Here is a 22,493-nt window from a genome sequence, read left to right on the forward strand (position 1 = left end):
TCCTCCACTAGTTACCGTTGATCCGATTTTTCATTCTTCACGGGCATTAGTCGCCTCCACTTCCACTAGTTATCGTTGATCCGATTTTTCAACCTTGACGGACACTCGTACCCCTTAACGGTCCTATAAAAAAACCACAAACCTCATAAATCAAGGTTTGCGGCTGATTCAAAACTATAATCTCGTTCTTAAACTCCAAAGTTCAGGAAAAAATTGCTGATCTAGTACTCTTTTTAAATAGGTGACACCCGACGACCCACCTGTCCCTTGCTTATGACCAATGATTCTTTCTACCGTACTCATGTGATTAAAGCGCCATAATTGCTGCTGATTGCCGATATCAACTAATTTCTCTGCCAATTCGTAAAGGTCCCAGTATTGGTCCACATTTCGATAAACGGTTAGCCAAGCTTCCTCGACACTAGTATTCGGAACATAGTTTTTGGATAAATCTCGATGTCGAATCTCATGATCAACCGGTAATCCACGTGCAACAAGAGCCTGAATTGCAGCATCATAAATACTTGGTTTAAGCAGAGCCGCTTGCATTTCTTCATAAAGCTCGGTTTGATGTTGATAGACTGCTAGAGTATGAGCATTTTTGTTCCCTAAGGCAAATTCAATCAAACGATTCTGGTAGGACTGGAACCCTGACGATTGACCCAATTTATCCCGAAACTCCAAGTATTCAGCAGGTGTCAAAGTAGAAAGAACACTCCAAGACTGAATCAATTGCTGTTGTATTCTGGAAACACGGGACAGGATTTTGAATGATGGCTCCAGATCGTTGTTTTGTATAAACTTAATAGCCGCTGTCAATTCATGAATGATTAATTTCATCCATAATTCACTGGCTTGATGGATAACGATAAATAACATCTCATCATGGTGATCGGACTGCCGATGCTGGCTGGATAAGATTTTATCAAGATGGAGATAATCCCCGTATGACATCGCTTTTTGAAAATCTGTTTGAATTTCTTTCTCTAGTCCATTGTTTGCGTTTTTTTCTTGTGAGTTCATTGTATTAGACCTCCATCATTCTATGGTAGTTAGGTTATTTATGAGAATTTACCACGTTAATTTACCTTTTTGTTAAGAATAGCATCTGACTCGTTCTTTTCAGGATTGTTTCTTCTTTTATTAAAAATAAAATAGGCTGCAGATAAAAACAGTAACCAAGGAACACCGAATTGGAGCATGATTTTAAAACCTGTAAACCATGTGGTGATCATTAAACTCAGTAGAAGTACCGCTCCTAAGATCGTCAAATATGGAAAACCAACCATTTTAACTGGCAATTTCCGGCCGCCTGCCTTCTCCCACTTTTTCCGGAAAAACAAATGAGAAACAAACACCATAAACCACGTGAATATCGCACCAAACATGGAAATCCCCATCATAAATGCGTAAGAAGAGCCTGGTAATAATGCATTTACGGCTGCCGCAAGAAAAATACCTAGTGTAGATATAGCAAGAGCGCTTAAAGGTACCCCTTGTTTGCTTAATTTACCTAAAAAGGCTGGTGCATAATTTCCTCGTGATAGAGAAAACATCATCCGAGTTGAAGCATATAACTGACTGTTCATTGCTGACAGGGCAGCGGTTAAAATAATAAAATTCATTATTCCACTTGCACCTGGGATATTTAAGAGTTCCATAACCTTTACGAAAGGACTTTGTTCCACTCCTGCTGATTTCCAAGGAACAATCATTAGCATGATGCCAAGAGTAATAATATAAAATGTTGATAAACGGAAGACAGTTGCTTTCAGAGCTTTAGGTACCGCTACATCAGGATCCTTTGCTTCCCCAGCTGTTACTGCAATCAATTCTGTTCCTAGAAAGCTAAATAAAGATATAAAGATAGCCACCCACATTCCCCACCAGCCGAACGGTAGGAAGCCACCAGCATTGACAAAGTTCTCAGGTCCCATCTCTGGCTTAGCCGAGCCTCCAAAGAAAACGTAAGCCCCAAGAAGAATAAACCCAACGATTGCACTGATTTTGATCATCGAGAACCAATACTCAAATGTGGCAAAAGTATTAACACTTGTTGCATTTACATAAATCAAAACAGCCGCAAACAATAATATCCAGACAAACCCAGGCACAGCTGGAAACCAAAACTTCATATATACCGCAATTGCACTTACCTCTACTCCAACTGCAAGTACGTTTGCAACCCAATAGGAATAGCGGACAAGATAACCAGCGAACGGGCTAATATACTTCTCAGAAATAGTTCCAAAAGACCCTGATGTTGGATGGGCAACAGTCATTTCTGATAAGCATCCCATTAAAAGTAAAACAATGAAAGCACCAATAGCATAACTGATTAATACACTAGGACCAGCTGTACTAATGGCAAGTCCACTACCTAGGAAAAGGCCCGTTCCAATCGCACATCCCATAGCTATCATTGTAAGTTGATTTGTTTTTAATTCACGCTTCAACCCATTTTCTGAACCATTTCCATTTTTTAAATGAGTTTTATTGTTCGCCATATAATTCCTCCTCGTTCCATTAGGTTAAGCAACGACTTCACGTTCATTTTTAAACTTTTCATATTGCTTTTCAGTCATAATTTTCTTAAGAATTTGGACCACTTCCCAAACCTCTGTATACGAGGTATAAAGCGCAACTGGGGCAAGACGAATAATGTTTGGAGCACGGAAATCAGGAATGACACCATTTTCTTTCAACGCTTTGCAAATACGTGCGGCTTCTTTATGTTCTAAACTTACATGACCACCACGACGGATATCGTCTATAGGATTTCCAATCGTGAATCCGAAGTCATGCAGATCATGATTAATTAAATCCATTAAATATTGATTGATATTTAATGACTTAGCGCGGATATTTTCAATCCCTGCTTCTGCAAAAATCTCCAATGCTCCAAGTAAGGGGGCAAGACTCAACACATGTGGGGTCCCGATTTGATAGGCTCCTGCGGAATCAGCCGGTGTTAAAGAATGCTCCATGTCGAATTGTTTCTCTTTTTTGGAACCAAACCAGCCAGCCAATCCAGGGGCTGTGCCAAAATGTTTGGAATTCACATATAACCCTCCAACACTTCCTGGACCACCATTTAAATGTTTATAATTACACCAGTAGGCAAAATCAACACCCCATTCACTAAATGAATGCGGAATCGCTCCGATCGAATGACATCCATCAAAACCGATTAATATCCCTCTTCTGTTCGCTTCAGCCGTCAGACGCTTCATATCCAAGATTTGGCCGCTTCGATAGAGTACTGTTGGCAAAATGATAAGCGCAATTTCATCAGTCATCGCTTCGATAATATCTTCTTCCTCTAAAAAGCGACCATCCCTACTTTTCACACGAATAAGATGTGTATCGGGATCAAATCCATGCATACGTAGCTGACTTTGAAGTGCATAAATATCTGATGGAAAGGTTAATTCGTCCGCCAAAATTTTAGTCCTTGTCCCTTCTGGCTTATAAAAAGTAGCAACTAACTGATGCAAATTGACAGTTGTTGATCCAGTTACAATCACTTCGTTAGCAGCAGCACCTACTAACGGAGCGATCATCTCTCCTAGTTTTTCCGATAAAAAAAACCAAGGGTGTTTCCCATTTGTCCAACCGTCAATTCCATGCTCTTTCCAATCATTTAAAGACTCCAACAGCGTCCGTTCTGCTCTTTTCGAAAGAAGCCCCAATGAATTCCCGTCCATATAAATGGAATTCGGCTTTAGGTAAAATTCTTCGCGAAATCTCTTCAGGCTATCTTCTTGGTCCAATTGATGTGAATACTCTAAAGTCATCAGCATACTAATCCTCCTCTAATTTTTTTCTCTTTAGCTGGTGGGTGAAGATAATCTATGATTTACAAGAAAATGAGACACTGCCTAGGTCTGCAAATTGTGCCAAAATCGTATCACCTGCTTGAAAACTAATTGCTTCTGTTATCGCTCCGCTTAGAACGATATCACCTTTCTTTAATCCCCGCCCAGTTTCTCCCAGCTTGTTTACAGCCCATGCAACCGCAACAGCGGGGTCTCCTAATACAGCAGCACTAGTTCCAGTTGTTTCCACGTCAGAATTCCTAGATATGTATACGCCAATTTCTTTTAGGTTTAGTTTATCCGGTGCTACCCATTTGTTCCCTACGATAAATTTGGAGGAGGAACAGTTATCCGCTACAACGTCTACCAGTGTAAACTTAAAATCTAAATACCGGCTATCAATGATCTCAATAGCTGGTGCTACATATTTCGTCACTTTTAAGATATCATCGGCGGTAACGCTTGTGCCTTGGATATCTTTATTAATTAAGAAAGCAATTTCCGGCTCTGCTTTGGGATGGATAAACCTGCTAAATTGGACTGGTTCCCATTCAGTTACAAGCATATCATCCATTAAGTAACCGTAGATTGCTTCATGGACACCCATCATCTCCTGCTTTGCCTTACTTGTTAAACCGAGTTTCACTCCAATTCGGCGAAGCCCCTCCTGTTCTTTTTGCTCGATTAATTTTTGTTGTATTTCATAGGCATGCTCAAAAGTTAATTCAGGGTAACTAGTCGTGATTTTCTCGACTTCCCGCTTTTCCTTTTCTGCAGCTAATAGGTAGTCTACGATTTCTTGTTCTGTTCCCTGCAATATTGTCATAATGGAACCTCCACTTTTAATAATTTTATTCGAGAAAAACTTACTTACTTAAATGATACAGATACATTACCTAATGGGCCAAAATTTGCTAGTATCGTGTCGCCTTCTTTTACTGCAATTGCACCAGAAAGTGCTCCGGGAAGAATTAACTCACCTGCTTTTAGAGTAATCCCAAATTCATGCAATTTATTGGCTAACCAAGCAACCGCTTGGGCGGGGTGTCCTAGAGCGGCAGTTCCAGCTCCTGTAGCCACAAGCTCATCGTTTTTATAAAGGACCATTCCATGAGCTCGCAAATCCAAGCCTTCAATCGTGCTCAGCTTTTTCCCAACGACTACTCTTGCTGACGAGCCATTATCTGCCACTGTATCAACCAATTTGATTTTCCAATCTGAAATACGGCTGTCAATAATCTCAATGGTTGGTACTACATATTTCGTTGCCATTAGCACATCTAGATAATTCACATTTGGACCAACCAAGTCTTCTTCCAAAATAAAACCAATCTCCGCCTCAACCTTCGGACTGATTAAATCAGCCATTTTCACCGTTGCTTCATCGGCTATTTTCATAGTATCTATCAGGTGGCCGTAATCAGGTTCATCGACGCCTAGCATTTGCTGCATCGCTTTACTTGTTAGCCCAACCTTTTTCCCAATCACTTTATGTCCTTCTTCTAACTTTTTACCGATGACTTCGAGTTGGATTTGATAGGCATCGCTTACATCCAACTCGGAAAAGCGCTCCGTCAGCGGTGCGACAGAATATTGATGATTTTCTGCGTCGATTAATTCATTTGCAATCTTCTCTACTAATACTCTCATTTTTTCCCACGCCTTCCTTTTCTATATTAATAGATAAAAAGTGGCCATTAAGCCACCTTTTACTTTTAATCTTATAATTTCATTGTAATCGTCTTAGCCTCTGTGTAGAATTCAAAACTATGACGTCCACCTTCTCTGCCGATACCACTTGCTTTGGACCCTCCAAATGGCGTTCTTAAATCACGATAATACCAGCAATTGATCCAGAATAAGCCTGAATCGATTTGAGAAGCTACACGATGAGCTCGTCTTAAATCATTTGACCAAACGACTCCTGCCAAACCATAAATCGAATCGTTGGCAATTTGAATCGCTTCTTCTTCCGTTTTAAATGGAATGACGACTAATACCGGGCCAAAGATTTCTTCCTGTGCAACTCTCATTTTGTTATTCACATCATAGAGCACGGTTGGCTCGTAAAAGTTTCCTTGTGACACTCCTGCCACACGCTTACCGCCTACAGCAAGTTTCGCACCTTCAGAAATTCCAATTTGCACATAGTTGTCAACCGTTTCTAAGTGACCTTTTGATATAAGCGCACCCATATCCGTAGTTTCATCCAATGGATCGCCCACTTTGATGTTTTTCGCAGCAGTAACAAATTTTTCTAGGAATTTATCATAAACCGATTCTTGCACCAATAGTCGAGAACCGGCTAAGCAGATTTCCCCTTGATTTCTAAAAATTGCTTCGATTGAGCCTGCGACTGCTTCATCTAAGTCGGCATCCTCAAATACGATATTGGCGGATTTACCACCTAATTCTAATGATACCGGAATTAACTGGGATGCTGCATTTCTCATCACGGTTTTACCAGTAGAGCTCTCCCCGACAAAAGAAATCCTGCGTACATATGGATGAGTGGTCATGGCCGTTCCTACTGTTCCACCCGGACCTGTTAGTATATTCAACACGCCTGGCGGTAATCCTGCTTCGTTGGCAATTTCACCTAACATGACCGCACTGAGTGGAGTATATGAAGCTGGCTTAACGATCACCGTATTACCAGCAGCTAATGCAGCAGAGACTTTCCAAGTCATTTGCATGAATGGTAAATTCCAAGGAATGATCAAGCTTGTGACACCGGCTGGTGAATATTTGGTATAGCTCATATGCTTGGATTGTTCGTAATGCTCGTGATTAATGTATTTTGCCATTTCTGCAAAGAATCTTAAGTTTGATGCTGCACGCGGGATATCAAAATCTCTGCTTTCTCTAATGGGCTTACCCACATCTAATGTTTCTATTAGCGCTAACTCCCCGACACGTTCCAAGACAAGATCTGCCATTCTGCACAGGATCTTTGCTCTTTCTTCTGCTGGCATTTTACTCCAAATCCCACTATCATAGGTACGCTTTGCGACCTGAATCGCTCTTTCTACATCTTGCTCACTTGCACTAGCGACAGCAGCTAATTTTTGATTCGTGGCTGGATTAATCGTGTCAAATGTTTCTCCTGAAATAGCGCTTACATATTCTCCATTAATAAAAAGCTTGGCATCGTTAATTTGAAGTTGTTTTTCTAGGACTTTACTCACTGAGATCACCATCCTCAACTTCTACAATCATCTCAACTTCAACAGCGTTATTGTGTGGCAGCTGGGACATCCCTACTGCTGATCTCGCATGCCTTCCCTTTTCACCAAACACTTCCACCAACAAATCGGAGGATCCATTCATTACTTTAGGATGGTCTTTAAAATCTTGCGTGCTGTTGACCATACCAAGGATTTTAACAATCCGTTTCACTTTGCTAAGGTCACCCAGTTCATTTTTGACTACTGCTAATAGATTAAGCATACATTGTCTTGCTGCTTGATAGCCTACTTCTATCGATACATCTTCACCAAGTTTTCCACGGTATTCATCTGTACCTTGTCCTGATGTGAAAATAAGATTCCCTGTCCGAACACAACTTACATAATTACCAGACGCGGGGCGGAGTGCCGGCAGCTTTAATCCAAGTTCCTCTAATCTCTCTTCTGGGGTGATCACCTTGTCTATCATCTTCTCATCTCATTTCCTATTAAATTAATAAATTAACCGGTATATTTAAAAATCTTAGTGCATTTTCACCTAACATGGCTCTTTTCTGTTCTTCACTTAGTGCAAAGGTGTCATCAATAATCTTCCCTGGTGGAGTTTCCCGCAGTAAGAATGGGTAATCCGATCCCATGATGACTTGTTCAGCACCAAATTTTTCGACCAAGAATTTAATATTTACAGGGTTATTTACGATTGAATCATAGAAAAATTTCTTGGCATAAAAGCTTGGAGGATGCTCCGTGAGCTGCAAATGCGGCCAAACATTCCAACCATGATCAAGTCTAGGGAGAATGTAAGGAAGTGACCCGCCTCCATGAGAAAAACAAATTTTAAGTTTTGGAAATTTCTCGATGACACCTCCTAGGATCAGACTTGCTGCAGCCAATGCTGTTTCACTTGGCATTCCAACCGTATACATTAAGTTATGGGAAGAAAAACGATCTCCACCCAGTGTTTCCCATGGATGAACAAATAGGGGAACATTCCATTTCTCACACATCGCAAAGAAATCAAGGAATGTTTCATCGTCTAAATTTTTGCCATTAATGTTTGTGCCAATTTCAATCCCTTTTAAGCCAAGTTGATGTATACAGCGGTCTAGTTCACGAATTGCTGCTTCAACATTTTGCAGTGGAACAGTCCCTAGACCAATAAACTTGGTTGGATGCTGAGCTACTGTTTCAGCGATGAAATCATTTTGAAATCTAGCCAAAGCCACCGCTTCTTCTGTAGGTGCCCAATAGGAAAACGTTACAGGAATTGGCGATAAAACTTGTATATCTACATTTTCTACATTCATATCGTGAATCCTTTTTTCTGGACTCCAAACTTGGTCGGTCACTTCTCGAAAAACCTTCCCAGCCACCATTATATTAGCACCGCAAGAGCAGGTAGGCTGGAGTACTGGCCACTTGTCGTTTTGGTACTTTTTCGCAAAATCCGGGAAATTATCAGGGATAATATGTGTATGAAAATCTACTCGCATTTCCATTCACTCGCTTCTTCAGGCATAATATGTCCGCAGTTCTTACAAGAACGGAGCTCTAAATTACTGTTAAATCCATGAATCGCTTCTTTTACCTGGACTTCAATATTTGTCAATTGGACAGTAACGCGGTGCATTTCATGATCACATCCATCACAGAACCAAACAAAATCCTCTAATTCGCCTTCACCTCTGTCACGCTCAATGACGATCCCGATTGTATCAGCGATCCGATGTGGGGAGTGGGGAACATTTGGAGGGAGATGAAATACTTCTCCTTCTCTCACTGTAATTACTTCTCTTTTACCTTCCGTATTAATAATTTCAACGTAGCAATCACCTTTTAATTGATAAAATATCTCTTCAGATGGGTCCACATGAAAGTCACGGCGTTTGTTTGGACCTCCGAGGATCATGAACATTAGTTCAGAATCCTTCCAAACTACTTTATTATTTACTGGCGGCTTAAGTAAATCCTTATTTTCTTCAATAAATCCCCAAAGGTTAATTGGTTTTAATGGGTTTGTCATAAAAATCTTCTCCTCTCAACTTTAAATACAAAAGCTTATCCATTAATTGTTGCAAATTTTTCCTCTGTTGATTTTAATGCCTCCTGCATGAAGACGACTTCTTTGGCTAACGCAGTAATTCTAGGAAGAACCTCAGAATCGATAATTTCATTTTCTTTATTAAAATGATCGTTATTGACGTAGACATAACTTGGTGCCACAAAAGCCCGGAAAAATCCTGCGATTGGCTTCAATTGATTTTCAATCACAAGGAAATGCTGGTACGTTCCACCTGTTGCAACAAAACCAATTACTTTGTTGCGAATATCCTTTGGATTAATTAAATCAAATAAATTTTTGAGCGGACCTGCTAATGATCCCTGGAAAATCGGTGTTCCGATAATATAGAAGTCAGCAGAATTAACAATATCGAGAACTTTTTTCGTGTCACCTGTATAGGCTGAAGGATTTCGTCCATCACAGAACTGAACATCATAATCTCTTAGATCTAGCAGTTCTACGTCAACGTAAGGATGATGTTTCTTTACTTCCTCCAATACCTTTTGAACAACAATACTTGTCTTTGCTCCAATAATTGTGCCTGATATTCCTAATAACTTCATAGGTGAACTCCTTTCTAGTGCTGAGTAGAAAACACGTAGCCACATTTACTATAGACCCATCTAAAGTCCTAGTAACGAGTAGGACTGTTGGAAATCTCCCTCTGAAATCAACTGGCGGATTCTCGTCGATGAAATAAGTTTTCCGCCCTTACAATAAACTGGGGGAGTGATATTAATATGAAAATACTTTTCTAAAAGATTTACATCCCCTGCTCTGTTTTTTCCAAAATGAAAATCAGAACCAACTGAAATCTCTTCCGGGTTAAGTTTAGATAATTCACAAATAAAATCTTCAGGTGGCCGGGTCGCATACCATTCATCAAAGCTGGCAACGATTACATAATCTACACCTAACTTCGAAATCCTGCTGACCTTTTCCTGAATTGGTGACAAAATTTGAACGCCCTTAAAAAAAGTGCGAGGAGGCGGGTCGAAAGTATATACAACACTAGGAACCTGATAAACCCGACTCTTTTCCACAGCTTGCTTAATCACAGCTTGATGTCCTTTATGGACTCCATCAAAAGCACCAATGGCAATCACCGAACCAGATAATGTCAAAACTCCTTCTTTTAGCGTTTGCATCGTTCACACCTCCTCTTACTTTTGATTTACTTTTATAAGCTAGTAACCTCATTTTTTCGATTAAATATTTTCATTGCTTCATCAGCCAGCTCAAAGGAATTCTGCTTTTTGTGGTTGTTATAGAAAATCGCTCTTTTACGAATTGGATCGCCAGTATAATAGCGTTCGTATTGAAGAACTCTTTGTCCAAATGCCTCTCCACATAAATCCCATGCTAGCTTAAAGAGATGAACGCGCTCTTCCGCTGAAACTCCCTCTCTTCCAAGATAATACTTCTCTAAATCCTCTCTTAATTCCGGATTCTCGAAATCAGCATCTGTAGGAGACATGAGAAGTCCACCTGCACCAATAATTTGCATAACCTCAATCGCACGTGGGTACATTATTGGCAGCAATCCTCTAATTGTTTCAAGTGGTGCATAGGCCGGCATCGCTTCTCCAGTAGCAGTTACTTCATGTTCATACTCTGAAATTCGGAGCAAGGCCCTAATCGATTCAACCGATTGGACTAATTCTCCTAAATCATTTTGTACATTTAGGTAGGCATCAACACCGATGGAGTCGGCGATTTTACAAGCCACTTCGGTTGCAAATTGTAGTTTGATTAAGCCTCTTACACCAGACTGATGAGCTGGCTGCTGAGCGATTCCTGTTTTCGGGTAAAGTAAATTGGCTGCTTCAACATTGTTATAAAGGAATACACGATCCCAAGGTACTAAAACATCATTAAAGACTAAGACCGCATCCATTTCTTCGAATCTTGATGCTAATGGGTGGTCATATACCGAACGCTTTCCATCCTGCATTGCTTCACGGCAGATAATGCGAAGACCAGGAGTATCAAGTGGTAGTGCAAATGCAAGTGCATAGCGCTCATCACCAGGCTTAAATCCAGGAAAAGAATAAACTATTATTTCGTCAGTGATCGGTGCAAGAGTAGCTAGCATTTTCGCTCCTCTTACAATTAAGCCATCAGGTGTTTCTTTAACAGCACCTAGATGGGTAAACATATCCTGTTGTTCGTGTGATGATTTGCTGCGGTCATTCTGCGGATTAATAATTGCATGGGTTAAAAATAAATCATTATCGCGGATATGCTTATAATATGATCGAATGTTTTTTCCCCACTCAGGATTGTATTTGTCCAGGAACTCCGAATTGCTCGCCATGGATGTAACGACGACATTTAAGAAATCAGGTGTTCTTCCCATTAAACCAAAGGTCGCTTTGGCAAACTCTTCGAAGGTTCTCCTCCGTGCTTGTAAATCTTGATAGCTTTTTGGTACCAAGAATGAATTCGAGATTCTTTCTCCCGTTTCTTCACAAATATGAGTAATGTCCTTTTGATATTTGGAGTCATGCTGCATATCATATAGCTTTGCAATTTGAAGAATTGGCTGATGAAAAACTGGCTCTTCAAAGATATTTTTTACTTTTATTCCTGATAACCAAACTTCTGGATTTCGGGATTTTAATGCCTCGATATATTGTGCTCCTGTACGAATTCCCATAAAACATCCTCCTTTAATTTCATATTTTCATTATAAAATTGATTTTTTTAAGTCATTGTAGTCTGATTAACATTTTTTCTAAAAAAATAAAATTTTCAATTTATTAAAAGAAATTCAGCAACACACAACATTCTAAATACAGATGATGTGTGCTGCTTTTAATATATTAATATTGCTAGATTTTCAGATTCCCTTTTTTAGGAATAAACAAAATAGTTATCGACGCAAGGACTCCTGCTACAGCAAAAAGATAAAAATTAATGGAAAAGTCCAAATTTGAGCTCATAAAAAATCCAATAAGAATAGGTCCTGAAATAGCACCAATCCTACCAAATCCAAGCGCCCAGCCTAGTGCGGTGGCCCGGTTTTCTGCTTCGAAATATTTAGAAATATAGGCATTGAGAATAAGTGTTGTCCCAATTGTTCCAAACCCTGCAACTCCCACTAAGCAATACACCAGTAACATCGATGATTTCATACTTAGTAGCGCAATTGAGACTCCTGCTAAGAAATAGGAAATACTGATGATTTTTTTGGATCCCCAGCGGTCAGCTGCCGTTCCAGCTATTAATGCACCAATTGCTGCCGATAGGTTGAGCATCAGTAAAAATCCTAAGCTTGGTCCAAGTGGGTATCCAGCCTCTCTCATCATTTTCGGAAGCCAAGTACTCAAACCATAAATCATAAGCAGCCCCAAAAAGAAGGTAACCCAAAAAAACATTGTTGCCCGAATATTCTTTCGTTCAAAAAGACTTGCGATTGCTGCAAATTTTTTTGTTGATCCTTTATTTTCAACTTTTGGATTGCTTTGGATAAAATCATTGGGAAGATGAAATTTTTGGGCGATACTTTTAGCTTCAGCAAACTTTTTCTTTGCCATAAGGAAACTAATCGACTCAGGTAGAAATTTTATTAGAAAAGGAATCACTAAAAGTGGTGTGACACCAATCCAAAACATTAACCTCCACCCATAATCTTCCAAAAGGAACATAGAAAATAATGCACCAAGGACTCCTCCAATTGGATAACCTGTATACATAATTGCGTAAAGTTTAGATCGATGTTGTACAGGAGAATACTCGATTGTTAAAGCAGAAGCTGTAGGTATTACTCCCCCTAGTCCTAGACCACCTAATAAACGAAAGAAACCAAACATTTCTGGAGAGGTAGATAGTGCTACAAGACTCATTGATAAGGAAAATACAGCAATACAGCAGATTAAGGTCAGTTTTCGACCAATCATATCGGTAATTGTCCCTACACAAATTGCACCGATCAGCATTCCCATCAAAGCATAGCTTCCGATAGCTCCTGCCTGTGCAGGAGTCATACTCCAGTCTTTGTATTCCATTAATGATGGTAAAACAGCCCCATAAATCCCCAAATCATAACCATCTGCTAACATCGCAAACCAGCACAACACAACAACAAGTAATGTTGCTTTAGGCATTCTCTTTAATGAAAGATTAGTAGTATTTTGCTCAATCATTCTCTCTTTCGATAAATCTTGAGCTGTTACTGATTGTACTTCCTGGTTCATCTAACCATCCCCTTTTAGAATTTGCTCCAATAGTCACTATTGCTATTTCTTTACGAGTACAATCTCTGCCCCTCCTTCCTTTTGGCTGAATATTTCAAATTCATAACACAATATTGATTTTATATCCTGAATCTTTTACACTGTTGTTAAGTTGTTAACATAAATAACCTTTTTTTCACTTTTGAATGTAAGCGTTGCCAAAGAAATCTCCAATAGAGGCCTCAATTAAGAACAAAGCATTTTGATAAATTTACATATTTCCTTGATTTACAGTTTTATTGTTTTATATACATTTCACTTAGGAGTTGATTAGTTGGCAATCTTGTTTGACAGTGATATTAATTGGGAATCATGCTTGCAGTTTGGTACTAGACATTTCTTCAAGGAGAAATCAGCTATTTACCAGCAAGGGACGCTCGGGGATGGATTTTATTATATCCAAAAGGGATTAATTAAAGTAACGACTACCACTTCGATTGGAAAAGAGCGTATGTTAAACATCGCTATTCCCGGGCAGCTATTAGGAGTTCAAGCGATGGACCGACAGCCACATTTTACTACCGCAACGGCAGTAAATGACTCTATTCTCTACTTTTTCTCATGTGAACATTTTCAAAAATTAATTAAAGCTCAACCTTCTATCCTTAACATTTTTATCAAAACCGTTATTCATAAAATGCACATATTAGCTGATAAAATTTATTTGGACTCTCTCACACCAGAACAGCAACTGTCGGTGATACTACTAAATATTTGTTACGAATTTAAAAATTATGAAGTTCCTCTCACACAACAAGACCTTACAAAATGCACAGGCTTAACGAGAATCACCTTATATAAGATTATAAAACAATGGAAAGCTGAAGAAATTATTGAGAGTCGTGGTAAGAAGTTCTTAATAAAGAAACCTGATGAATTAAAAAAGCTTCTTGGTAAGGTGATAATATGAAAAATCTTCGATATTCTTGGAGCCCATTTTTAAAATATGGAAATAAACTAGATATTGAGGAAAATTCAGTTGTATACCATCAGGGAAGTGAAGGCAAGGGTTTTTTCTACTTATCTAAGGGTGGGATAAAGATAACCCTTCTCTCACAAGAAGGTGTGGAACGGACGGTGAATTATGTACCAGAAGGAATGTTATTTGGGGAGCACGGTGTGAAAAATGAACCCTATTTAACCTCAGCAACCTCGAGTAGTTCATCTGAGATCTATTTTTTTTCTGATGAGGCTTTATTCATGATTTGTGAGGAACATCCTGAGGCAGCGTGTATTTTCACCAACTCACTAATCTATAAATTTAGGATTCTTGCAGAAATCATTTCCTTTCTTAATTCGCCTATTGAGCAGCAAATGGCCCACTTCCTTTTAAAGTTAGTAAGCGAAAATGGTAATTTTTCAATCGACCAATCTTCTTTTGCCCGTTACATAGGGACCTCTAGGATTACGGTAAATAAAATACTGAATAAATGGAAAAGCCAACAATGGATCCAAATATCTACCCGTACAATTGACATCCTAGATATTAAATCATTAAAAGAAATTCGAGACTCTGGTGCAATCGACATTTCGAACTTGGATGTATTAATGTTATCTCTATAGTTGAAAGAAGCAGGCGGCATTAAGGTTTCCTGCTTCTATTCCTCTAGTCTTCGCACGATTAAAATAATATTGTCGACAAATATGCAACAGTAGTTATAGTAATCATGCTTAGTACGAAGATCTTCCGAATATCTTTTTACTTCCGATATGGTGTTGACCATTTGCTCTATTTCTGTTTTATCACGAAAAGAAGCAACCACTCTCTTACCCCATTCTCATCAAAGAGTGGCGTACAATTGACGATAACTGTTTTATCTTTCCAGCCTCCCATTCGAGAAAAAAAAGAAACTATCACATGATAGTTCCTCACTTAATTTTTCTTTCATATTTTAAAATGTGATTAAGAAGCGGCACTAGCATAGATTCCTCTATACCTTCAAGTACAAGACTGGCAGTCTTCTCAGCACCAGCCTCCTGAAAATGAGTATTATCATGAACACCATTCGGATAATTCTTGTTCTCTCCAGCATCCAGCCAGAAGAAAACATCCTTTGTTCTTTCTGGTCCAAGCTCTTGGAACAATGCCTTGCTTTTGGCAGTAAGGTCAATGACAGGTACATTCTCTTCCATTCCAAGCTCCTTCATGGCAGCAGGATACTCCCCGTGCGTATCACGCGCTCCCCCTTTTTCAGAAAAACGCCGGCGTTCAACAGGTGTCACTAGAACAGGAATAGCTTGTTTAGCGCGGGCTCCGTCAATATATTGTTTTAAATAGCTTTTATAGGTTGAAAAGGGCTCCGTATAACGGGTTGGATCCTCTTTTTTTTCATCATTATGACCAAATTGAATAAACAGGTAATCATCCTTCTCAATCTGATCTAAGATTGATTTGAGTCTCCCTTCATCAATAAAACTTTTTGAACTCCTGCCAGATGAGGCCTCATTTTTTACGACAATCTTTTCATCGAAAAACCGATTTAAAACCTGTCCCCAGCCTGCCCTGGGTGCTAACGAGCTGGAATAATCAGAAACAGTCGAATCTCCGGCCAGATAAACGGTAATTATGTGTTTGTAGGTGTTTTCGTTATTTGTACATGTAGCAACGTTGTCTTCAATTTTCATGCAGATAACTAATAATAACAAGGATACCAATAGCATTTTTACCTTAAGCTTTTGCCACATGATGTTCCTCCCAAATGCTAATTACTTTAATATTAATAATATTAGTTAGATCATACTTAATGAGCGAAAAGACCTCTTATCATTCTTCCTTCTTTATAAATTTTTTATTTAATTTTTCTTGTTTCTAAAACTTATAGCAAGGACAAAAAAGTCGCCTATAGGGGAATTGGTGACAAAAGATATTAAAAAAGATTGGGTTCGGTCGTCAATAGAAGTTTTTGACAACCGAACCCAATCTATTTCAAATTGATACTTTTTCTAAAATAATCATAATCGGTTTTAATGAAATGAAAGGCTGTTGCATTACCGCCGTGATCTGGGTGAGTTATTTTTAATAATTGCTTATATCTGGTTAAAACTTCTTTATCGCTCGCCATTTTTGAAAGACCTAATTTTTGACGATAATCATTCGTGTTAGATGCAGAAGGGGGAACGTCATGTGTCTTATCAGTACCTCTTTTATTTCCTTTAAAAAGTTCTTCTTTTAATTCTAACAATTCATTAGTTAAATCAATATTTTCTTTAAGTAATTTCTTGGTTTCCTTTTGTAATTCACTTTTCTCGTTCTTTAGATTGGCAATTTCTTTATGTAAAATATTTCTTTGCTTAATTAAATTGGTTACGGACGTCTTATGTAGATGCTCAATTCCTTTTATATGTTCATCCTGTGCTTTTATTCTTATTTTCAATTGGTGGACGACCTTTTCTTGATCAGACGGACTAATTATAAATTGCTTTGAATCTGTTTCATTTTGCTGGTTATTTGTTTTCCGATTTCCAGTCTCCACGGTTTGAATCTTACCATCACGCATCAAGCGACGAACAATTTGAAATGCGATGCTATCTGTAACACCTGCATCCTTTAACATGTTAAAAACCTGATCTGTATTATCAATTATATATCCTGTATCTCGTAGTCCTGTTCCCTCGTAGTTAATCTTTCTTTCACGGAGCCACCGTCTAACCGTTTGAATACTAGTATCTTCTGTGACTCCTGCTTCCATTAACAAATCAAAAGCTTGATCCGTGTTCACGATCTTCCTTCTTTCTTGCATTTATTATTTATACTATATGAGTAATTATAGAAAGTGAATGGATAAAAAATACTATCCTAGGCGTCTTTTTGACAATAGAATATGAGAAAGAAAAACTTTGTCAGTACCAATTTACTATTAAAAAGAAGTTGCCTCCAATTTGGCAACTTCTAAAGATAACAAAATAACAATCTATTAATGATCACGGTTAACTATATAATTTAATAAATGCTTCAGAAAAGTGATATTGCGTGGCATCCCGTGCAACGCTTCCATTGCTAGACAGTAATGTTCCCACATCTCTTTTCTAGCACCCTCCTGACCTAGGATGGATACAAAAGTAGAATTGTTGTTTTCAGCATCTTTACCAATCGGTTTTCCGAGTAAGATCATATCTCCTTCCACATCAAGCAGGTCATCCTTTATCTGAAACGCAATCCCGGCATGATGGGCGAACTTTTTCAAAGCCTCAATTTCGATTTCATTTGCATGGGCGAGGATTGCAGGCATGATTAGGGAAGCTTCAAATGCTATTCCAGTTTTATAAAAACACATCAAATTTAATTGTTCCAATGTTAATTGTTTCCCTTTAGAATCCAAATCCATCGCCTGTCCCTTACACATAACAGCTGTCATTTGAGCTGAGTATTTAATCAAATTAAGCACCGATTTCGAATCGAATTGATCAAGTGATGCTTGTTCTTCAATTGCCTTTTGGGTCAGAAACAGTCCAGTTAATTCTGCTATGGCAATGTTATAAACTGAATGTATTGCTTGACGCCCCCGACGGGTAGAGGAATTATCCTGTGATGGCAGATCATCGAAGATTAAGGATGCAGTATGCATGTATTCTAATGATCGCAGAAGTGGTACGATGGCCGAACTATTTAATCCATATTCGTTAACGCCCATGACCCAGGTCATTATTGGCCTCAATCGCTTCCCGTCACCTTCCAGACTGTAATTTGCAGCATCAATTATTGGCTCAACTTCTTCGATTTTAGGGATATTTAAGACGTTGTTGATCTGATTACGGACAGTTTTAATCGTTTCTAAAAAGTCTTCCTGCTCCTTCCGTTCATTTTTTAAAATGGTAATCATATGATCCCGAAGTAGTTTATCAAAGAAATCTACATCATCTGCTTTACGAACCATATTTTGAATCACATGATTAAACTTTGGAACTCCTGAAAAAAATAGTTTCATAACTTCGTTGTATTTTTCAGTTCCCATTCGTTCTTTAAATCTCTTAAGACCATTTATAGCACGATCAAGAATCACCTCACAGGCCTTGTTATCGGAGTAATATATCCTATGGATCAAATTGGAAATGACCGTCCAGTATAATTCAAAAGGATTGATAAGATCGAATCGCTTTTCATGATACTTCAGATAATAGGTATAGGGGGTTACCCTGTCTTCTTTCAAGTCTTCATACATATCTGCAAAATCATCCGCAAGCTGGTTGTATATGCCATAATAGAATGTTCGGGTGTCAAAGCCTTCATCCTCCGGAGCACTGATAACTGAACGGACAATCAATCGGGATGAAGAGGATTTTAAAATAACCGGAATGTATAACTCTTCATTCGTGTAATTTGCGTTGGAAAGATCCTTTACACGGTCCACTTCCTGTGAATTAAAAAACACATACGCCTGCTCGAAAAATTTTTTGCTACTCTCTGGCCGCAAATGAGATTTAATATACTCAAAGGCATCGCGGAGTTCCGAATGAATATATCGGATTAGGTTTACGTTTTTCCCTGACCACTTACCCAATTCCGGTACATTTCCTGTAATAAGGGTAGTACGAATCAAATTGGAATATTGTTTTTCTTCATTAGCAGATAAGACTTTGGCATCGAGAAGATCGTCAATAAAAGGATAGGTTAAACCATAGGAATAGCCGAGCCTAATAGCATTATCAAGTTTCTTCATTCGTTCTTCAGGCGATATCTCATCGCCCATCTCTTCAACTGCATGCATAATTACCCCAGCAATGATTTTAATAAGCTTTCGCTGAGCATTCTCAGCATCCATTCCCGTTGGTATATTGGATGATACAGTCTTTAATTTGTTTAGCAACCAGATCATCGTGGATTCGATGCCTTCTTTCTGGGCGATTCGGTACAACCCGGCCATGCTAAACGTCTCAGAATTGACATTAAGGTTTGTTGAGGTAGACTGAATTAGGTGATTTTTTAAACTGTCAACAACACGCCGTACCCTATTCTGTGTCTCAGTTGAGTCCAGAGCTTTGCCTAGGTCCCGCATGAAAATATAGGAAATGCTGCGATCCAAGTAATTATCAAGTTTGCCGGCGTAATTGAGCCATTGGATATAATTGTGATATGCTCGATTATCAGGTTTTCCCTTTCGCCGTGAAAAAATGGATAATATCGAATGGTGATGAATATGATTGTGTTTCCAAGATTGAATATCTTTTGTTAGGACAGGAACAAAGGTCTTTTGCATGACCTGTTTATTAAGTGATTTAAAATAATGAGCAGCCTTCTGCTCAGCTAGCTGATAACATGCATCGGCATTTTTTATTAACTCCTCATCCATACTGTACATTACCTCTTCTTAAGGTTGTCTTTTACATGTTTTGCAATATAATTCAAACCGAGATTATAAATCCAACCGTTTTTCTTAAAACTATCAAAATATATTTATTTATAATCATAAAATAACATCTTTAGACCCAAAAAGTATAATATTTCCTTTCATATTATAATTCCGTGAATTGTAAATAATACCTTCATTAATCTTTTCTTTTTTAACTTGGCTGTTGATTTCCGCTCCAATCGCGGGCGGTCCGGGGAGTCTTCGCCCCTTCCACTCCAATCAACGTAGGCTTTAAAATCAATAATGACCTTTAACACAGCCTTTTTAATTAATAAAAAAACACCTCAAATATAGAGGTGCTTTAAGCAATTTAACCTATTTAAAAGTTGTAGCCACTGTACTTTCTGGTGATGTTACCTTGTCATAAAAATCTACAAATTGATCACGGTCAGCACTATCACGGTATGCCATCGCTACACGTGGATGTTCATTCAATACACCTGAAATCATATAAGGAATGATATAGCCCCACTCCCACTTTTCACGCATTTCGAGCATGTGCTTCTCAATAACTCCAAGAACTGGCTTAATTTCATAACTTGATTTTTGGATGTAGCTAACAAGAAGTTCTGTGTTACAGTTGCCTGCTGCACGACCCATGCCATATACAGAAGAATCAAGAAATGTAACTCCATTTCTGAGCGCCGTTAAGGTATTGGCAAAAGCTAATTGCATATTGTTATGCGTATGGATTCCAAGCTGTTTGTTAGGAATCATCTCTTTGAACTTTTTCACTTGGTGCTCAATATCGACAGGGTCTAAGCTTCCAAAGGAGTCAACGATATAGACAACATCGACAGGGCTTTCCTTAACCAATTCAAACGCTTTAATCAGCTGTTGTTCAGGTACACTTGATAATGCCATAATGTTTAGTGATGTCTCATATCCCAAATCATGGAACATTTGGACAAGCTCTAAGCCTTTATCTACTTCACGGATATAGCACGCGACACGAATCATATCTAAAACGCTTTGTTCACGAGGAAGAATATCATTAGGGTCTACACGTCCAATATCTACTAAAGCCGATAGCTTCGTGAACTTTTTGACAGGGATTATTTCTTTCAGGAAGTTATCGTCAAGAAATCGCCATGGATTGGGCTCAGTCGCTTTAAGAAGCTTTGGAGAATTTTTGTAGCCAATCTCCATGTATTCAACGCCAGCTTCACTAAGGCCGTTATACAAATCTTGAACAAATTCAACACTGAAATCCCAATTGTTAACTAATCCTCCATCACGAATGGTACAGTCTAAAATTTTATTACGAGTTTCCATGCTAGTCATTTCCCCCTGTTTATTCCACTTTTATCAATATTATTTCATTCTTTCACACTTTTAAGTACTAAAATTTTCTTATTGTGTTTATATCACGGTTTGTCCAAAAGTGTCAACCTGTTTTCCGAAAATTCGTATATTAAAATGATTATTATGAAAATATTGTGTCTCTTCTATTTATTTGAACATCTTTCCAGGGTTTAAAATTCCTAGTGGATCAAACTGGTCTTTTATAATTTTCATCAGATGTATCGACGTTGAATGCTCTTTATATAGATAGTCTATTTTTCCTAGGCCAATGCCATGTTCACCTGTTGCTGTACCGCCGCAATCAATTGCAAACTCTACAATTTCTTGATTGAGTTGTTGTGCCTTTTCTAACTCGCCTGGATCATTCGGATCAACCATTAGTAACGCATGAAAGTTTCCATCCCCAACATGGCCTACAATACCGCCAACCAATCCATAGCTTTCAAGTAATGAGCTTGCATGAGAAATCGCATCTGGTAACTTGGATAATGGCACACAAACATCAGTGCTCATATTTTTCTTCTCAGGATAACCGTGTTTAAATGCATAAGCTAGGGTATGACGTGCCTCCCACAATTGTGCCTTTTTCTTCGAATCTATTTCATATTCAAACTGAGTACAACCCTCTAATTCTGCTAATTCTTGAGCGAATCCAACATCCGCTTTTATCCCCGCTTCATTTCCATGGAACTCCATAAATAGAGTGGGCTGCTCAGGGTATGTGGTTTCGTTATGTATATTCACTTGTTTCATAGAACGAGTATCTACTAGTTCCACACGGGCAATTGGGATGCCTGAGGAGACCATGGCATTCGCCGCCTTAATTGCATGATCGACAGAAGGGAATATCGCTCTGCAAGCAAGAGTTGCTTCTGGAATTCCGAATACTTTTAAAGTGATTTCGGTAAAAACTCCTAATGTTCCTTCTGATCCAACAAATAACGGAGTTAAATTATATCCGGACGAAGATTTAGCCGCTAGCCCACCGACGGTTACTATATCTCCATTTGCTAAAACTACTTCAAGACCTCTTACAACATCTTTCATCGCGCCATATTTTACGGTTGTGGTCCCACTGGCATTTGTACTTGTCATACCGCCAATCGTAGCATCAGCACCAGGGTCAACCGGAAAAAATAGGCCGTAGTTTTTGAGCGCTTTATTTAATTGCATTCGAGTTACTCCTGGCTGTACTTTTACTAAGAGGTCATTTTGCCTTATTTCAATGATATGATTCATCCATTGGAAATCCATCGAGATCCCGCCTGAAACGGGGATTGGGTGGCCTTCAAGGCTGGAACCCGCACCAAAAGGAACAACAGGGATCTGATATTTGTAAGCAATTTTCATAACTTCAGAAATTTCTTGTTTACTTTTTGGAAAAATGACTATATCCGGTTTCACAGGTAGATGATAGGATTCATCCTTGCTGTGGTGTTCTAAAATAGTGGGATTCTCACTTATTTGGTCAGCGGGCAACAGGTTTCTTAAAGCTTGTTTCCATTTCAAAAGTTTTACATCCTCTCTTAATCAGT

At 38.7% G+C, this 22,493-nt stretch carries 20 protein-coding genes; 2 read left to right on the forward strand and 18 right to left on the reverse strand.

Features of this window, described 5'->3' with window-relative positions; translation table 11 throughout:
- Positions 1 to 174: 174 nt before the first annotated feature.
- From kynA to BDR01S_RS00675, 13 genes are all read right to left on the reverse strand, one after another.
- Entirely contained in the window at positions 175 to 1,023 is an 849-nt protein-coding gene (gene kynA / locus BDR01S_RS00615) for a tryptophan 2,3-dioxygenase (protein ID WP_066253358.1), read from the reverse strand.
- A 56-nt stretch (positions 1,024 to 1,079) separates the two neighbouring features.
- Complete coding sequence (locus tag BDR01S_RS00620; RefSeq protein ID WP_066253356.1) at positions 1,080 to 2,507, reverse strand: amino acid permease; 1,428 nt, start codon at positions 2,505 to 2,507, stop codon at positions 1,080 to 1,082.
- A gap of 24 nt (positions 2,508 to 2,531) precedes the next feature.
- Positions 2,532 to 3,803 (reverse strand): kynureninase, encoded by a 1,272-nt coding sequence (kynU, locus tag BDR01S_RS00625; RefSeq protein ID WP_066253352.1) that lies wholly within the window; start codon positions 3,801 to 3,803, stop codon positions 2,532 to 2,534.
- A 49-nt stretch (positions 3,804 to 3,852) separates the two neighbouring features.
- Positions 3,853 to 4,644 (reverse strand): 2-keto-4-pentenoate hydratase, encoded by a 792-nt coding sequence (locus BDR01S_RS00630; RefSeq protein WP_066253347.1) that lies wholly within the window; start codon positions 4,642 to 4,644, stop codon positions 3,853 to 3,855.
- A gap of 44 nt (positions 4,645 to 4,688) precedes the next feature.
- Positions 4,689 to 5,468 carry a 2-keto-4-pentenoate hydratase gene (locus BDR01S_RS00635; RefSeq protein ID WP_066253344.1) on the reverse strand — a complete coding sequence of 260 codons (780 nt, stop codon included), beginning with the start codon at positions 5,466 to 5,468 and terminating at the stop codon, positions 4,689 to 4,691.
- Between the two features lie 71 nt (positions 5,469 to 5,539).
- Entirely contained in the window at positions 5,540 to 7,018 is a 1,479-nt protein-coding gene (locus BDR01S_RS00640) for an aldehyde dehydrogenase (RefSeq protein ID WP_066253343.1), read from the reverse strand.
- Entirely contained in the window at positions 6,999 to 7,472 is a 474-nt protein-coding gene (locus BDR01S_RS00645) for a RidA family protein (protein ID WP_066259901.1), read from the reverse strand. Before BDR01S_RS00645 ends, BDR01S_RS00640 begins: the two co-directional genes overlap by 20 nt.
- 22 nt (positions 7,473 to 7,494) lie before the next feature.
- Complete coding sequence (locus BDR01S_RS00650) at positions 7,495 to 8,505, reverse strand: amidohydrolase family protein (RefSeq protein WP_066253341.1); 1,011 nt, start codon at positions 8,503 to 8,505, stop codon at positions 7,495 to 7,497.
- On the reverse strand, positions 8,490 to 9,029 hold the full coding sequence (locus BDR01S_RS00655) for a 3-hydroxyanthranilate 3,4-dioxygenase (RefSeq protein WP_066253339.1): 540 nt from the start codon (positions 9,027 to 9,029) through the stop codon (positions 8,490 to 8,492). The genes BDR01S_RS00650 and BDR01S_RS00655 overlap by 16 nt, the downstream gene beginning before the upstream one ends.
- 35 nt (positions 9,030 to 9,064) lie before the next feature.
- Positions 9,065 to 9,631, reverse strand: coding sequence for an NADPH-dependent FMN reductase (locus BDR01S_RS00660; RefSeq protein ID WP_066253336.1), 567 nt, complete (start codon positions 9,629 to 9,631; stop codon positions 9,065 to 9,067).
- A 60-nt stretch (positions 9,632 to 9,691) separates the two neighbouring features.
- Positions 9,692 to 10,216: an FAD synthetase family protein gene (locus BDR01S_RS00665; RefSeq protein ID WP_066253333.1), complete on the reverse strand. Its 525-nt coding sequence runs from the start codon at positions 10,214 to 10,216 to the stop codon at positions 9,692 to 9,694.
- 32 nt (positions 10,217 to 10,248) lie between these two features.
- Positions 10,249 to 11,727, reverse strand: coding sequence for a 4-hydroxyphenylacetate 3-hydroxylase family protein (locus BDR01S_RS00670; protein WP_066253330.1), 1,479 nt, complete (start codon positions 11,725 to 11,727; stop codon positions 10,249 to 10,251).
- A 175-nt stretch (positions 11,728 to 11,902) separates the two neighbouring features.
- Positions 11,903 to 13,216, reverse strand: a complete 1,314-nt coding sequence (locus tag BDR01S_RS00675) for an MFS transporter (RefSeq protein ID WP_066259899.1) — start codon at positions 13,214 to 13,216, stop codon at positions 11,903 to 11,905.
- Between the two features lie 364 nt (positions 13,217 to 13,580).
- Between BDR01S_RS00675 and BDR01S_RS00680 the strand changes: the two genes are divergently transcribed.
- Entirely contained in the window at positions 13,581 to 14,216 is a 636-nt protein-coding gene (locus BDR01S_RS00680) for a Crp/Fnr family transcriptional regulator (protein ID WP_066253329.1), read from the forward strand.
- On the forward strand, positions 14,213 to 14,869 hold the full coding sequence (locus BDR01S_RS00685; RefSeq protein WP_066253326.1) for a Crp/Fnr family transcriptional regulator: 657 nt from the start codon (positions 14,213 to 14,215) through the stop codon (positions 14,867 to 14,869). Before BDR01S_RS00680 ends, BDR01S_RS00685 begins: the two co-directional genes overlap by 4 nt.
- Before the next feature lie 306 nt (positions 14,870 to 15,175).
- Here the strand turns inward: BDR01S_RS00685 and BDR01S_RS00690 are convergent, their stop codons facing one another.
- The 5 genes from BDR01S_RS00690 to BDR01S_RS00710 all read right to left on the reverse strand — a co-directional run bounded on the left by BDR01S_RS00690 (position 15,176) and on the right by BDR01S_RS00710 (position 22,467).
- A complete protein-coding gene (locus BDR01S_RS00690; RefSeq protein WP_066259898.1) occupies positions 15,176 to 15,931 on the reverse strand; it encodes a rhamnogalacturonan acetylesterase in 756 nt (251 codons plus the stop codon).
- 296 nt (positions 15,932 to 16,227) lie between these two features.
- Positions 16,228 to 17,025, reverse strand: a complete 798-nt coding sequence (locus BDR01S_RS00695) for a hypothetical protein (RefSeq protein ID WP_066253324.1) — start codon at positions 17,023 to 17,025, stop codon at positions 16,228 to 16,230.
- 195 nt (positions 17,026 to 17,220) lie between these two features.
- Positions 17,221 to 19,593 (reverse strand): polyprenyl synthetase family protein, encoded by a 2,373-nt coding sequence (locus tag BDR01S_RS00700; RefSeq protein ID WP_066253323.1) that lies wholly within the window; start codon positions 19,591 to 19,593, stop codon positions 17,221 to 17,223.
- 375 nt (positions 19,594 to 19,968) lie between these two features.
- Positions 19,969 to 20,928: an aldolase catalytic domain-containing protein gene (locus BDR01S_RS00705; protein ID WP_066253320.1), complete on the reverse strand. Its 960-nt coding sequence runs from the start codon at positions 20,926 to 20,928 to the stop codon at positions 19,969 to 19,971.
- Between the two features lie 177 nt (positions 20,929 to 21,105).
- Positions 21,106 to 22,467 (reverse strand): FAD-binding oxidoreductase, encoded by a 1,362-nt coding sequence (locus tag BDR01S_RS00710; protein WP_066253315.1) that lies wholly within the window; start codon positions 22,465 to 22,467, stop codon positions 21,106 to 21,108.
- Positions 22,468 to 22,493 lie beyond the last annotated feature (26 nt).

The organism is Neobacillus drentensis NBRC 102427, assembly GCF_001591445.1.
GTDB classification, from domain to species: domain Bacteria; phylum Bacillota; class Bacilli; order Bacillales; family Cytobacillaceae; genus Neobacillus; species Neobacillus drentensis.